The organism is Leclercia pneumoniae, assembly GCF_017348915.1.
GTDB classification, from domain to species: domain Bacteria; phylum Pseudomonadota; class Gammaproteobacteria; order Enterobacterales; family Enterobacteriaceae; genus Enterobacter; species Enterobacter pneumoniae.
Genome location: NZ_CP071383.1, coordinates 3,167,026 through 3,181,544, shown reverse-complemented (window position 1 = coordinate 3,181,544; position 14,519 = coordinate 3,167,026). Strand labels below are relative to the sequence as shown.

Annotated in this window: 10 protein-coding genes; 6 read left to right on the top strand and 4 right to left on the bottom strand. The window is 57.7% G+C overall.

Going from position 1 to position 14,519, the window contains the following annotated elements; translation table 11 throughout:
• The first annotated feature begins 2 nt into the window (after positions 1-2).
• From hscA to sseB, 5 genes are all read left to right on the top strand, one after another.
• On the top strand, positions 3-1,853 hold the full coding sequence (gene hscA / locus JZ655_RS15400) for a Fe-S protein assembly chaperone HscA (RefSeq protein WP_207292210.1): 1,851 nt from the start codon (positions 3-5) through the stop codon (positions 1,851-1,853).
• 1 nt (position 1,854) lies between these two features.
• Positions 1,855-2,190, top strand: coding sequence for an ISC system 2Fe-2S type ferredoxin (fdx, locus tag JZ655_RS15395; RefSeq protein ID WP_040074501.1), 336 nt, complete (start codon positions 1,855-1,857; stop codon positions 2,188-2,190).
• Position 2,191: 1 nt separating this feature from the next.
• The gene (iscX, locus tag JZ655_RS15390; RefSeq protein ID WP_040074502.1) at positions 2,192-2,392 is read left to right on the top strand and encodes a Fe-S cluster assembly protein IscX; all 201 of its coding nucleotides are present in this window, start codon (positions 2,192-2,194) and stop codon (positions 2,390-2,392) included.
• 53 nt (positions 2,393-2,445) lie between these two features.
• Positions 2,446-3,732: an aminopeptidase PepB gene (gene pepB / locus JZ655_RS15385; protein ID WP_040074503.1), complete on the top strand. Its 1,287-nt coding sequence runs from the start codon at positions 2,446-2,448 to the stop codon at positions 3,730-3,732.
• A gap of 112 nt (positions 3,733-3,844) precedes the next feature.
• On the top strand, positions 3,845-4,621 hold the full coding sequence (gene sseB / locus JZ655_RS15380; protein ID WP_207292209.1) for an enhanced serine sensitivity protein SseB: 777 nt from the start codon (positions 3,845-3,847) through the stop codon (positions 4,619-4,621).
• A gap of 18 nt (positions 4,622-4,639) precedes the next feature.
• Here sseB and JZ655_RS15375 read toward each other — a convergent pair whose 3' ends face one another.
• The 4 genes from JZ655_RS15375 to JZ655_RS15360 form a co-directional block, all read right to left on the bottom strand.
• The gene (locus tag JZ655_RS15375; RefSeq protein WP_207292208.1) at positions 4,640-5,410 is read right to left on the bottom strand and encodes a MurR/RpiR family transcriptional regulator; all 771 of its coding nucleotides are present in this window, start codon (positions 5,408-5,410) and stop codon (positions 4,640-4,642) included.
• Positions 5,410-6,258, bottom strand: a complete 849-nt coding sequence (gene sseA / locus JZ655_RS15370) for a 3-mercaptopyruvate sulfurtransferase (protein WP_040074510.1) — start codon at positions 6,256-6,258, stop codon at positions 5,410-5,412. The genes JZ655_RS15375 and sseA overlap by 1 nt, the downstream gene beginning before the upstream one ends.
• 93 nt (positions 6,259-6,351) lie before the next feature.
• The gene (locus JZ655_RS15365) at positions 6,352-7,716 is read right to left on the bottom strand and encodes a 6-phospho-alpha-glucosidase (RefSeq protein ID WP_046884554.1); all 1,365 of its coding nucleotides are present in this window, start codon (positions 7,714-7,716) and stop codon (positions 6,352-6,354) included.
• Positions 7,717-7,728: 12 nt separating this feature from the next.
• Positions 7,729-9,273, bottom strand: a complete 1,545-nt coding sequence (locus JZ655_RS15360; protein WP_207292207.1) for a PTS transporter subunit EIIC — start codon at positions 9,271-9,273, stop codon at positions 7,729-7,731.
• A gap of 286 nt (positions 9,274-9,559) precedes the next feature.
• Between JZ655_RS15360 and JZ655_RS15355 the strand changes: the two genes are divergently transcribed.
• Positions 9,560-14,518: an alpha-2-macroglobulin family protein gene (locus JZ655_RS15355; RefSeq protein WP_207292206.1), complete on the top strand. Its 4,959-nt coding sequence runs from the start codon at positions 9,560-9,562 to the stop codon at positions 14,516-14,518.
• Position 14,519: the final 1 nt, after the last annotated feature.

Sequence of the window (14,519 nt, the reverse complement as noted above, 5' to 3'; positions counted from 1 at the left end):
TTATGGCCTTATTACAAATTAGTGAGCCCGGTTTAAGTGCTGCGCCGCACCAGCGTCGTCTGGCGGTGGGCATTGATTTAGGCACCACCAACTCGCTGGTGGCAACCGTGCGTAGCGGCGAGGCCAGTACGCTGGCAGATGAACAGGGCCAGCACCTGTTGCCGTCGGTGGTCCACTACCAGCAACAGGGTCACACGGTCGGTTACCACGCGCGTGCTAATGCTGCCAAAGATCCGGCTAATACCATTAGCTCTGTGAAGCGCATGATGGGCCGTTCCCTGGCCGACATCCAGACCCGTTACCCGCATCTGCCGTATCAGCTGCAGGCGAGTGAGAACGGTCTGCCGATGATTGCCACCGCTGCCGGTTTGCTCAACCCGATTCGTGTCTCTGCAGACATTCTTAAAGCGCTGGCCGCGCGCGCCACTGACTCGCTGCAGGGCGAACTGGATGGCGTAGTGATCACCGTTCCGGCCTATTTTGACGATGCACAACGTCAAGGCACCAAAGACGCCGCGCGTCTGGCGGGCCTGCATGTTCTGCGTCTGCTCAATGAACCAACCGCCGCCGCCATTGCCTACGGCCTCGACTCCGGTCAGGAAGGGGTCATTGCCGTCTTCGATCTTGGCGGTGGAACCTTTGATATCTCTATTTTGCGCCTGAGCCGCGGTGTATTCGAAGTGTTGGCCACCGGTGGTGATTCAGCCCTGGGCGGAGATGACTTCGACCACCTGCTGGCAGATTTCATCCGCCTGCAGGCGGGGATTGACGATCGCAGCGACGCACGCGTACAGCGTGAACTGCTGGATGCGGCGATTGCGGCCAAAATTGCCCTCAGCGATGCGCAAAGCGTCACCGTTGAGGTCGCTGGCTGGAAGGGGGAGATCACCCGTGACCAGTTTAATGACCTGATCGCCTCCCTGGTTAAACGCACGCTGCTGGCCTGCCGTCGCGCATTGAAAGATGCTGGCGTAGAGGCGCAGGACGTACTGGAAGTGGTCATGGTGGGCGGTTCAACCCGCGTACCGCTGGTGCGCGAGCGCGTGGGTGAGTTCTTTGGCCGTACGCCACTGACCTCTATCGACCCGGACAAAGTGGTCGCTATCGGGGCGGCAATTCAGGCGGATATTCTGGTGGGGAACAAACCGGACAGCGAAATGCTGTTGCTGGATGTGATCCCGCTCTCTTTGGGGCTCGAAACCATGGGTGGCCTGGTGGAGAAAGTGATCCCGCGTAATACCACCATTCCGGTGGCGCGTGCGCAGGAGTTCACCACCTTTAAAGATGGCCAGACCGCCATGTCTATTCACGTGATGCAGGGTGAACGTGAGCTGGTACAGGATTGCCGCTCGCTGGCGCGCTTTGCGCTGCGCGGGATCCCGGCGCTGCCAGCGGGAGGGGCACATATTCGTGTCACCTTCCAGGTGGATGCCGATGGCCTGCTGAGCGTGACGGCGATGGAAAAATCCACGGGTGTCGAATCCTCCATCCAGGTTAAGCCGTCTTACGGGCTGACCGAGGGCGAAATCGCCTCCATGATTCAGGACTCAATGAGCTTTGCCGAACAGGACGTGAAGGCGCGTATGCTGGCTGAACAGAAAGTTGAAGCCGCACGTGTGCTGGAAAGCCTGACCGGTGCGCTCACTGCCGATGCCGCGCTGCTAAGCGCCGCAGAACGTCAGGCCATTGACGATGCCATCGTACAACTGCATGCGGTAGCAGAAGGTAATGACGCTGACGCCATAGAACAAGCGATTAAAAACGTTGATAAACAAACCCAGGAGTTTGCCGCTCGCCGTATGGATCAGTCGGTCCGTGTCGCGCTGAAAGGCCACTCCGTGGACGAGGTTTAATATGCCAAAGATTGTTTTTCTGCCTCATGCGGACCTCTGTCCGGATGGCGCAGTTCTGGAAGCTGAGACCGGCGAAACCATCCTTGACGTTGCCCTGCGTAACGGTATTGAAGTTGAACACGCCTGTGAAAAATCCTGTGCCTGCACAACCTGCCACTGCGTCGTACGTGAAGGTTTTGACTCGCTCGCCGAAAGCACCGAAGACGAAGATGACATGCTGGATAAAGCATGGGGTCTGGAGCCAGACAGCCGTTTAAGCTGCCAGGCGCGCGTCACCGATGAAGATCTGGTGGTCGAATTCCCGCGTTACACCATTAACCACGCACGCGAGCATTGATATGGGACTGAAGTGGACAGACAGCCGTGAAATCGGCGAAGCGCTTTATGACGCGAACCCGGATCTTGATCCCAGGACCGTACGATTCACCGATATGCACCAGTGGATTTGCGATTTGGAGGATTTTGACGATGATCCTAACGCATCCAATGAAAAAATTCTGGAGGCGATTCTGTTAGTCTGGTTAGATGAGGCTAGCTAAATCACATTACGGGCTGCCTTCAGGCGGCCCGTTTGCTAATAAGGATAAATAAAATGACCGAAGCGATGAAGATTACGATTTCGCATCAGCCAGCCGACGCGCGCTGGGGCGAAAAAGCCACTTACAGTATCAATAACGACGGTATTACCCTGCACCTGACGGGCCAGGATGACGCCGGTCTGATTCAACGCGCAGCACGTAAAATCGACGGTCTTGGCATTAAACATGTCTCTTTAGCGGGTGAAGGCTGGGATATCGATCGTAGCTGGGCATTCTGGGCCGGATATAAAGGGCCGAAAGGCACCCGTAAAATCGAGTGGGCGAACCTCGACGAAGCCGGACAGAAAGAGCTGGAAAGCCGTCTGACCATTATTGACTGGGTACGTGACACCATCAACGCGCCGGCGGAAGAGCTCGGTCCTGAGCAGCTGGCGCAGCGTGCCGTTGACCTGCTCTGCGGCGTGGCGGGGGACAACATGTCTTACCGCATCACCAAAGGTGAAGATCTGCGCGAGCAGAACTATATGGGCATCCACACCGTGGGCCGCGGCTCTGAGCGTCCGCCGGTGCTGCTGGCGCTGGACTACAACCCAACCGGTGATAAAGAAGCGCCCGTATTTGCCTGCCTGGTCGGTAAAGGCATCACCTTCGATACCGGTGGTTACAGCCTGAAGCAGAGCGCCTTTATGGACTCCATGAAGTCCGATATGGGCGGCGCGGCCACCATTACCGGTGCGCTGGCTTTCGCCATTACCCGTGGTCTGAATAAGCGTGTGAAGCTGTACCTGTGCTGCGCGGATAACATGGTTAGCGGCAATGCCTTTAAGCTGGGCGACATTATTCGCTACCGCAACGGTAAAAATGTGGAGGTGATGAACACCGACGCCGAAGGCCGTCTGGTGCTGGCCGATGGCCTGATCGATGCCTCTGCCCAGAAACCTGAGCTGATTATCGATATGGCGACCCTGACCGGAGCCGCGAAAACCGCGTTGGGTAATGACTACCACGCGCTGTTCAGCTTCGACGACAAGCTGGCGGCTCGCGTACTGGCGAGTGCTGCCGAAGAAAACGAACCCTTCTGGCGTCTGCCGCTGGCCGAGTTCCACCGCAGCCAGTTGCCCTCTAACTTTGCCGAGCTGAACAACACTGCCAGCGCCGCCTACCCGGCGGGAGCAAGCACGGCGGCAGGTTTCCTGTCCCACTTTGTTGAAAACTACCGCGAAGGCTGGCTGCACATCGATTGCTCTGCGACCTACCGCAAAGCGGCGGTTGAACAGTGGTCCGCAGGGGCAACCGGGCTGGGCGTGCGTACCATTGCAAACCTGCTGACGGCAGAGTAACTGTTACCGCTTCACCCTAACCCTCTCCCATGGAGGAGAGGGGATGGTTTACTCCCCCTCTCTTGAGGGAGAGGGCCGGGGTGAGGGGGCGAATGCACCATCTGGAATAATTATGTCCGAAACCAAAAACGAATTAGAAACCCTGCTGGAGCAGGCGGCGACCGAGCCCGCCCACCGTCCGGCATTTTTCCGCACGCTGCTGGAGTCTACCGTCTGGGTGCCCGGTACCGCGGCGGAAGGTGAGCAAGTTGTTGAAGACAGCGCGCTGGATCTGCTGCACTGGGAGAAAGACGACGGCACGTCGGTGATCCCGTTCTTTACTTCTCTTGAAGCCCTACAGACAGCGGTGGAAGACGAACAGGCGTTTGTGGTCATGCCCGTACGTACCCTTTTTGAGATGACCCTGGGCCAGACGTTGTTCCTGAACGCCAAATTGCCGACCGGGAAAGAGTTTACCCCACGCGAAATCAGTCATCTGATGGGTGAAGAAGGCAACCCGCTCAGCACGCAGGAGGTGCTGGAAGGGGGCGAAACGCTGCTGCTCTCAGAAGTGGCCGAGCCGCCGGCGCAGATGATTGACTCTTTAACCACGCTGTTTAAAACCCTGAAGCCCGTCAGACGCGCGTTTCTCTGCTCCATCAAAGAGCGAGCCGACGAGCAGCCAGTGCTGTTGATTGGCATTGAGGCAGACGGCGATATCGACGAGATTATCCAGGCGGCGGGCAGTGTGGCGACCGACACGCTGCCAGGCGATGAACCTATTGATATCTGTCAGGTGTTGAAAGGCGAGAAGGGCATTAGCCACTTTATTACCGAGCACATCACACCCTTTTATGAGCGTCGCTGGGGCGGGTTCCTTCGCGATCTCAAAACGACCCGTATCATTTGATGAAGACGGGGTGGTTTTTCACCCCGTTGCTTCCAGCAGCAGTAAATCCATCAGCAACACCAGATTCGACTCAAACGAGGTGACACCGGCGGCCTCGGCGGCAAAGTGCACAGCTTCGTCATACAGGGCGAAATGCAGATCGGCCATGCCCGCCAGCGTATTTGCCGAGGCGCGCGTAAAGGCCACCACGACCATCCCCACGTTCTGCGCAATCCGCGCTTTATCCAGCACCTGTTCCGTTTCGCCGCTGCGCGAGACGGCGATAAAGACCTGATAGCGGGCGGCATTACTGAGGAAGATATTCCGGCTGTCGCCCGGCCCCGAGATAAACGCCGTTTTTCCCAATACCTGCAGTTTTTTGGTCAGGTACTCGGCAAACAGATAAGAAAACCCGGCACCGTACAGAAAAAAGCTCTCTTTCTCGCTAAGCAGTGCGCGGAAGCGCTGACGCTTCTCCACCGTCGCCCATTGCAATGTCTGCTGATAGTTGGCAATAAACCGATGGAAGAGTTCGGGCACGTCGCTGGAGGCTCTGGCCTCAGTGGCAATATGCGGGGTATCAGACAGCAGTTGCTTACAGTGCCAGATAAATTCGCTAAACCCGCTGAACCCCAGCTTCTGGCAAAGCCGCATGATTGTGGCGGTCGAAACGAATGTCGCCTGCGCGAGCTCGCGTACCGTAATGTTGCCGACCAGCAGCGGATGCTCCGTCAGATGGGAAAGTACACGGTATTCCGCGCGGGTCAGTGACTCCCCGCGCGTGAGAAGCGTCGCCAGACGATTATCCATTAGTGAGCCGGTTCAATCGGCAGATCGTCCCGTGCACCCCATTCGCTCCAGGCGCCGTCGTAGAGCGTGACGTCGGTTTTACCGAGGGTAGCAAGGGCAAGAATCACCACGCAGGCGGTGACGCCAGAGCCGCAGCTGGCAACAATGGGTTTGTGCAGATCCACACCCTGACGCTCAAAGATAGCCTGCAGTTCGTCGGTGGTTTTCAGCTCCCCTTCAAACACTAAATCGCCCCAGGGCACGTTTAGCGCGCCGGGAATATGGCCACGCTTCAGGCCAGCCCGCGGCTCGTCCGCTTCGGCATTGAAGCGTGGGGCAGGGCGGGCATCGACGATTTGCGCCGTTTTTTCATGGCTGACGACCAGCACGTCGGTCAGACGTTTTACGACATGCGGGTCAAAGGTTGCGTCAAACTCCCCTTCCGGCAGCGTCACGTCGCCCTGCTGCAGCGGCAGTTCATCCCGCTGCCAGCCCGCAAGCCCGCCCGCCAGAATAGAGACTTTTTCAACGCCGTAATTTTTCAGCATCCACCAGGCACGCGGCGCGGAGAAGAGATTACCCTCGTCGTAGATCACCAGATGCTTGTCGCGACTGATGCCCAGCTCGCGCATTGCGACGGAAAACGCCTCCGGGCGGATAAGCATATGTGGCAGTGATGAGGTGTGATCGGATAAGGCTTCAATATCGAAAAATACCGCCCCCGGCAGATGCCCGGCGCGGTATTCAGCGGTCATATCGCGGAGATGCTCCTGCCCTGCAGGGGCCATTCGCGCGTCGAGGATCTGGATTTCCGGGTCGTCGCTGTGCTCAATCAGCCAGTCGGCGGCGACAAAATATGAGGTGGACATGGGTTGCCTCCGTTCTTTTCCGTAAAAGAGGATTGTCGGTGTTTTTTCTGACACCGACAAGCAAACCACGTTCAACTCGCGAGCAAGCCCGTATTATTTCACTGCTTCGCCATCCCGCCAGGCTTTTTGCAGCGCTGGCCAGTACTCACGATTCGCTTCAATCATCTCATCCAGAATCGCTTTCGCGTGCTCCATGGTGGGCACGGTGCGGTTCAGGGTAAATGCCTGCAGCGCTTTTTCGTAGCTGCCTTCGATGGTCGCTTCCACCAGTAGCTGCTCCGAAGCGAGCTGCTGCTGCAACAGCGTCTGATGGAACAGGGGAACCTGCCCCACGCGGATCGGCTCTGGCCCTTCAGAGGTGATATAAGCGGGCACTTCCACCACGGCATCGTACGGCAAGTTGGTAATCGCTCCCTGGTTTTCCACCATCACCAGATGGCGCTGACGCAGGTTAAACGCCAGCGAGCGGGCCACATCAACGATAAACTCACCGTGCACCCCCACGTGAAACGCATCGGGCAAAATCCCGGTACGTTGATACTCTTCGGCGGCGGCAAACAGTTTTTTCTCACGACCGTTCATCACTTCGTTAGCGCGCGTGTACTCTGGATTTTGATGCTCGACGATCTGGTTCGGCATCAGGTAATACTGCAAATACGGGTTTGGCAAATACTCGGGGAAGTTATCCATAATTGGCTTAATGTTGCGCCAGGTCTTCACCCATGACGGATCTGAGTGTTGCGGGTCGGTTTTGGCGGCATCTTCCGTTAGCAGGCCAAATTTAGCGATATGGCGACGCAGCTCTGGCAGTCTGTCTTCGCCATCTACCAGCACGCGGGTAAACCAGCCGAAATGGTTCAGACCAAAATAGTCCACCTCCAGCTTATGACGATCAACGCCCAGAATCGCTCCCATATTGCGCATAGCCGCTACCGGCATATCGCAGATATTCAGCACCCGCGCGTTAGGACGAAGACGACGTACACCTTCGGCGACGATCGCCGCCGGGTTAGAGTAGTTGACGATCCAGGCTTTCTCGTGGGCGTGGCGCTCTACCAAATCGATCAGCTCTACCATCGGCAGGATCGTACGCAAGCCATACGCCAGCCCGCCTGGTCCACAGGTCTCCTGGCCAACCACGCCGTGGCGCAGCGGGATCTTCTCATCCTGCTCGCGCATCTTATACTGCCCAACGCGCATCTGGGCGAAGATGAAGTGGGCGCCGCTAAAGGCGACTTCCGGGTCGGTGGTGACCGTAAATTTGATGCTCTGGCTATGGTCACGAATCACCTTCTCGACCACCGGCGCAATGGTGTTCTGGCGTGCTTCATCGATGTCGTAGAGGCGAATCTCCGCCAGCGGGAAATCCTGCAGGCGCACCATCAGGCTTTTCACAATACCCGGCGTATAGGTACTGCCACCGCCGGCGATAGAGAGAATGAATGGGGGTTTAAACATCTTTAGCTCCTTTCAGAGAAACGTCTCAACGGCTTCTCGCATTTTTTTGACATGCAGCCCGTAGACCACCTGAACATTGTTACCTTGTTTGATAATGCCTTTCGCACCCGTCGCTTTCAGTCGCGGCTCGTCGATGATCGCCACGTCTTTTACCGTGACGCGCAGGCGGGTGTAGCAGTTATCCACCACTTCAATGTTTTCGCGCCCGCCCAGGCCAATCACAATGGATTCACCCAGACCGTCGTTATTGCCTTTCGCCTGATACTCCTGCTTGCTATAGAGACGGGTCTCTTGCTCGTCATCTTCCCGACCCGGCGTCTTCATGTTGAAGTGAACAATCAGGAAGCGGAAAATCACAAAGTAGAGAGCAAACATGATGAGCCCGACCAAAATGTACATCGGCCAGTTGGACTTCTCGGTGCCCAGCGGCAGGTTATAAAGAATGAAATCGATAATGCCGTTCGCACCGATGGCGTGAACGCCAAACAGGGAGAAGAGCATCATGCCAATCCCGGTCAGTACCGCATGCACCACGAACAGCAGCGGGGCGACGAACAGGAAGGAGAACTCGATAGGTTCGGTCACGCCCACCAGAAGGGAGGTGAGGGCTGCCGGGATCAGAATCGCTTTTGCCGCAGCTTTACGCTCAGGCTTCGCGGTCATGTACATCGCTAGCGCCGCTGCAGGCAGGCCAAACATTTTGCTGATACCGCGCGCATCCCAGACCACCGTACTGCTCAGTTGCTTCACGCCCGGACAGGCCATTTCGGCAAAGTAGATGTTGCGCGCGCCCTGGTAGGTGGTGCCGCATACCTCCTGGGTACCGCCCAGTTCGGTATAGAGGAACGGGGTATAGACCAGATGGTGAAGACCAGTCGGCACCAGGATACGTTCAAGGAAGCCATACACCGCCACCCCAAACGGGCCTGCCCCTTTAATGGCCAGCGCCATTGCGCTAATACCATGCTGGGCGAACGGCCAGAGCTCACTCATCACCACGCCCAGCAGCATTGAGACGGGCAGCATCACGATAGCGACGAAGCAGTGACCGGAGTAGATGGCCATCGCCCCGTTAAACTGTACCCCGGAATATTTGTTGTAGAGGTAGCCCGACAGCGCGCCGGTCAGGATCCCGGCGAAAACGCCCATCTCCAGGACTTGTACCCCGAGTACCATCGCCTGCCCGGCAGCTTTCATCTGATCGGCAGGGGCAAGCGCGCCTTGTAACTGCAGGGTCACGTTCATGGCGTTGATAAAGACCACAAAGGTCACCAGGCCGATCAGGGCCGCGTAACCTTTATCGCGTGTCGCCAGGCCGATAGGGATCCCCACAGCGAATACCAGCGCCAGGTTTACTAACACCGAAACGGCAGACCTGGCGATTAACTGCCCAAGGCTCTGCACCAACGGATGCCCAAGAAACGGCAGGTAATCGGCAAGCGCGCCATTACCCAGCACGTTACCAAAGGCGATAAACAGACCAACGATCGGCAGGATAAGTACCGGTCCGTACAATGATTTTCCGAAATTTTGTAGGGCGTTCACGGCTCGTTTCATGGCTATCTCTCTTATTGAACCGCGCACTCGGGGTGCGTCTTAGGCATAAAACTAGCAGGCGCTAACGGAGCTTAGCCAGCTATCTTATTGTTTTAAAAACAAATGACCTAAAAGGTAACATGTAACCATGCAGGTTGTGATCGGTATAACAGGGTGGATGCTGTTCCCTATACCATTTTGCGAGGCGCTTTCCAGCCCCCTCAAAATGGGCTTTTGTATTAATGAAACTTGCGGATAATACTTAACCCGACGACGACCAACAGGCCTCTCAGGCCAGGGATGCAGGATGAAACCGTTTCGCCTCGCCGCGCTGTCCATAGCGCTGCTGACAGCCTTTACGCTTGCCGGCTGTGATGACAACACCGAGAAACCCCATGCAGAAGCGCCGGCAACCGCTGCGGCAACGCCTGCTGAACCGAAGGCTGCGACTAAACCCGACGACGCCACGCTGCAAAAACTGGCGGAACAGAGTCAGGGCAAGCCGCTGACGCTGCTGGATGCGTCGGAAATTCAGCTCGACGGCGCATCGACGCTGGTGCTCACCTTCTCGGTGCCGCTCGATCCTTCCCAGGATTTCGCAAAAACCCTCCACGTCGTGGACAAGAAAAGCGGCAAGGTGGATGGCGCATGGGAACTGGCGCCAAATCTGAAAGAGGTCCGTTTACGTCATCTGGAGCCCAACCGCAATCTGGTGGTGACCGTTGAGCGTGGCCTGCTGGCACTGAATAAAGCTACCTTCGATAGCGACTACGAAAAAGCGATAACCACGCGCGATATCGAGCCTACCGTCGGCTTTGCCAGCCGCGGCTCGCTGCTACCGGGCAAGGTGGTAGAGGGGCTGCCGGTCATGGCGCTGAACGTCAGCAACGTTGACGTCAATTTCTATCGGGTGAAACCGGAGTCGCTGACGGCATTTGTCAGCCAGTGGGAATACCGTAACTCCCTGACCAACTGGGAATCCGACAATTTGCTTAAAATGGCGGAGCTGGTCTATACCGGCCGCTTCGACCTCAACCCGGCGCGTAACACCCGTGAAAAACTGCTGTTACCGCTGCGTGATATCGCACCGCTGCAGCAGGCCGGTGTTTACCTGGCGGTAATGAACCAGGCGGGGCATTACAATTACAGCAATGCCGCCACGCTCTTTACCCTCAGCGATATTGGCCTGTCGGTTCACCGCTACCACAACCGGCTGGATATCTTTACCCAGAGCATTGAAAACGGTGGCGCGCAGGCCGGCGTTGATGTCGTGCTGCTCAACGACAAAGGCCAGACGCTGGCTCAGGCCGCCAGCGACGGCGATGGTCACGCTGTGCTGCAAACGGATAAAGAAGCGGCGCTTATTCTGGCGCGTAAAGAGGGGCAAACCACGCTTCTCGACCTCAATCTGCCCGCACTCGACCTCGCCGAATTCGCTATTGCCGGTGCGCCAGGTTTTAGCAAACAGTTCTTTATGTTTGGCCCGCGTGACCTCTACCGGCCGGGAGAAACGGTAATTCTTAATGGCTTACTGCGCGACAGTGATGGAAAACCCTTGCCTGACCAGCCGGTAAAACTGGAAGTATTACGCCCGGATGGACAGGTGGCGCGAACCGTCGTGAGCCAGCCGGAAAATGGCCTCTATCGCTTTAATTATGCGCTGGATAGCGGCGCACAGACCGGGATGTGGCACATCCGCGCCAGCACCGGCGATAATCAAAAGCAGATGTGGGATTTCCACGTCGAAGACTTTATGCCGGAGCGGATGGCGCTGAATATCAGCGGGCAAAAAGCGCCTGTTAAACCGCAGGACAATGTCAGCTTCGACGTGAACGGGTATTACCTGTATGGCGCGCCCGCAAACGGCAATAGTCTACAGGGGCAGCTGTTCCTGCGCCCGCTGCGTGAGGCGGTCGCGGCACTGCCGGGATTCCAGTTTGGCGATATCGCTGAAGAGAACCTGAGCCGCAGTCTGGATGAAGTTCAACTCACGTTAAATGACGAGGGGCGCGGGCAGGTCAGCGCGGAGAGCCAGTGGAAAGAGACGCACTCACCGCTGCAGCTCATTTTGCAGGCCAGCCTGCTGGAGTCCGGTGGCCGCCCGGTGACACGTCGCGCTGAACAGGCTATCTGGCCGGCGGACACGCTGGCGGGGATTCGCCCGCAGTTCGCCAGCAAAGCGGTCTATGACTACCGCACCGACACCACCGTGACGCAGCCCATCGTGGACGAAAATAGCCAGGCCGGTTTCGATATTGTTTACACCGATGCCAGCGGCGCCAAAAAAGCAGTTTCAGGTCTGCAGGTTCGCCTTATCCGCGAGCGTCGTGACTACTTCTGGAACTGGTCAGAGAGCGAAGGCTGGCAGTCCCAGTACGATCAAAAAGATCTGATCGAAGCGGAGCAGGCGCTGGATCTGAAGGCCGATGAGACCGGTAAAGTGAGCTTCCCGGTGGAGTGGGGATCATATCGTCTGGAAGTAAAAGCGCCAAACGACACCGTCAGCAGCGTCCGTTTCTGGGCCGGTTATAGCTGGCAAGATAACAGTGAAGGCAGCGGCGCGGCGCGCCCGGATCGCGTTACGTTGAAGATAGACAAACCGGCTTACCAGCCTGGCGATACCATCAAGCTGCATATTGCCGCCCCGGCTGCCGGGAAAGGCTATGCGATGATCGAATCCAGCGAAGGGCCGCTATGGTGGAAAGAGATCAATGTTCCGGCCGACGGGCTGGAGCTCTCTATTCCTGTCGATAAAGCCTGGAAACGCCACGACCTCTACCTCAGTACGCTGGTGGTACGTCCCGGCGATAAGTCTAAATCTGCCACGCCAAAACGCGCCGTCGGCCTGCTGCACTTGCCGATGGGGGATGAAAACCGTCGTCTGAATCTTTCGCTGGAAAACCCGCCAAAAATGCGTCCTGACCAGACGGTGACGGTGAAGGTGAAAGCCAGCGTTAAAGAGGGGGCGGTGCCGCAGAAAGTGAATGTCCTGCTCTCGGCGGTGGACAGCGGCGTGCTAAACATTACCGACTATGTCACGCCGGATCCCTGGCAGGCCTTCTTTGGGCAGAAGCGTTACGGCGCCGATATTTACGACATCTACGGCCAGGTCATAGAGGGGCGGGGGCGTCTGGCCTCCCTGCGCTTCGGCGGCGATGGCGATGAGCTCAAACGTGGCGGCAAACCGCCTGTTAATCACGTGACCATCATCGCCCAGCAGGCGCAGCCGGTTGAGCTGGATGCTAACGGCGAAGGCACCATTACGATGCCGATCGGCGATTTTAACGGTGAGCTTCGTCTGATGGCACAAGCCTGGACCGACGACGACTTTGGCAGCGGCGAAAGTAAGGTCGTGGTCGCGGCACCGGTCATCGCTGAGCTCAACACTCCACGCTTCCTCGCCAGCGGCGATATTTCGCGGCTGACGCTGGATCTCACTAACCTGACCGATCGGCCGCAGACGCTGAACGTGGCGTTAACGGTTCACGGCAAACTGGCGCTGGAAGGGGGGCAACCGCAGCCCGTAAAACTGGCGCCCGGTGCACGTAGCACCCTATTCATCCCGGTGCGTGCGCTGGAGGGATATGGCGACGGAGAGGTAGTGGCCCAGGTCAATGGCCTGTCGCTTCCCGGCGAAACCTTCGCGCCGTTGAGTAAAAACTGGAAAATCGGCGTGCGTTCGGCCTTCCCGGCACAGACGGTTAACTCGGGTACGATGCTCAACCCGGGGGAGAGCTGGATTGCGCCAGGGCAACACCTTGCCGGTTTCTCGCCTGCTACGTTGCAGGGGCAACTGATGCTGAGCGGCAAACCGCCGCTCAACCTCGCGCGTTATATCCGTGAACTGCAGGCCTATCCTTATGGCTGCCTGGAGCAGACTACCAGTGGACTCTTCCCGTCGATCTACACCAACGCCGCGCAGCTGGCTGCGCTGGGTATCAAAGGTGACACCGATGAAAAACGTCGTGGTGCGATTGATGTAGTCATCTCGCGTCTGTTACAGATGCAGCGGGATGACGGCGGTTTTGCGCTCTGGGATAAAAACGGCCCGGAAGAGTACTGGCTGACGGCCTACGTGACTGACTTCCTGGTACGGGCGGGCGAGCAGGGCTACAGCGTGCCGGCAGAGGCGCTAAACAGTGCTAACAACCGTCTGCTGCGTTATCTGCAGGACCCGGGCATGATCTCTATTCGCTACAGTAACGATACCCAGGCCAGTAAGTTCGCGGTGCAGGCTTATGCCGCGCTGGTGCTGGCGCGTCAGCAAAAAGCCCCGCTGGGTGCGCTGCGTGAAATATGGGAAAAGCATGCGCAGGCAAAATCGGGTCTGCCGCTGATGCAGTTAGGCATCGCGTTGAAGATGATGGGAGATGCGCCACGAAGCCAGCAGGCGCTGGAAGCTGCGCTGCAAACCCCGCGTATCGAGTCGCAAAACTGGATCGCGGATTACGGCAGTCAGCTGCGTGATAACGCCATGATGCTCGCGCTGTTGCAGGAAAATTCTCTGTTACCGCAGGCACAAAACACCCTGCTGAATGCCCTGGTACAGCAGGCATTCAGCCAGCGCTGGCTATCAACCCAGGAGAGTAATGCCCTGTTCCTCGCCGGACGCGCGCAACAAACGCTCTCTGGTGCGTGGCAGGCCACCACCAGCCTGGCAGAAGAGCCGGCGCACGGTGACAAACCGCAGGTAACCAATGTCGATGGCGATCGGCTGGCTGCGCTGCAGGTGACTAACAGTGGCACCAGTCCGCTGTGGGTACGTCTCGACAGTAGCGGCTATCCACAGCGTGCGCCGCAGCCTTCCTCGAAGGTGCTGAAAATCGAGCGCCACATTCTGGCCACCGATGGCAGCAGCAAAGATCTCTCTACCCTGAAGAGCGGTGAGCTGGTACTGGTCTGGCTCGAGGTGCAGGCCAGCCAGAACGTACCGGATGCGCTGGTGGTTGATCTGCTCCCTGCCGGTCTTGAGCTGGAAAATCAGAATCTGGCCAGCAGCAGCGCCAGCCTGCAGGAGAGCGGTAGCGAAGTGCAAAATCTGCTAAACCAGATGCAGCAGGCGGATATCCAGCACATGGAGTTTCGCGATGACCGTTTTGTGGCCGCAGTACCGGTGAATGAAGGTCAGCCCGTCACGCTGTTCTACCTGGCACGTGCCGTGACGCCGGGGACCTATCAGGTGCCGGTCCCCATGGTTGAATCGATGTACGTTCCCCAGTGGCGGGCAACGGGTGCGGCAAGTGGCCCGCTGACTGTAGCCCCATAAC

What these genes read in the sequence shown, in the direction of transcription:
- hscA (WP_207292210.1), top strand. Translation starts at nt 3, where the DNA reads ATGGCCTTATTACAAATTAGTGAGCCCGGTTTAAGTGCTGCGCCGCAC.
- fdx (WP_040074501.1), top strand. Translation starts at nt 1,855, where the DNA reads ATGCCAAAGATTGTTTTTCTGCCTCATGCGGACCTCTGTCCGGATGGC.
- iscX (WP_040074502.1), top strand. Translation starts at nt 2,192, where the DNA reads ATGGGACTGAAGTGGACAGACAGCCGTGAAATCGGCGAAGCGCTTTAT.
- pepB (WP_040074503.1), top strand. Translation starts at nt 2,446, where the DNA reads ATGACCGAAGCGATGAAGATTACGATTTCGCATCAGCCAGCCGACGCG.
- sseB (WP_207292209.1), top strand. Translation starts at nt 3,845, where the DNA reads ATGTCCGAAACCAAAAACGAATTAGAAACCCTGCTGGAGCAGGCGGCG.
- JZ655_RS15375 (WP_207292208.1), bottom strand. Translation starts at nt 5,410, where the DNA reads ATGGATAATCGTCTGGCGACGCTTCTCACGCGCGGGGAGTCACTGACC.
- sseA (WP_040074510.1), bottom strand. Translation starts at nt 6,258, where the DNA reads ATGTCCACCTCATATTTTGTCGCCGCCGACTGGCTGATTGAGCACAGC.
- JZ655_RS15365 (WP_046884554.1), bottom strand. Translation starts at nt 7,716, where the DNA reads ATGTTTAAACCCCCATTCATTCTCTCTATCGCCGGCGGTGGCAGTACC.
- JZ655_RS15360 (WP_207292207.1), bottom strand. Translation starts at nt 9,273, where the DNA reads ATGAAACGAGCCGTGAACGCCCTACAAAATTTCGGAAAATCATTGTAC.
- JZ655_RS15355 (WP_207292206.1), top strand. Translation starts at nt 9,560, where the DNA reads ATGAAACCGTTTCGCCTCGCCGCGCTGTCCATAGCGCTGCTGACAGCC.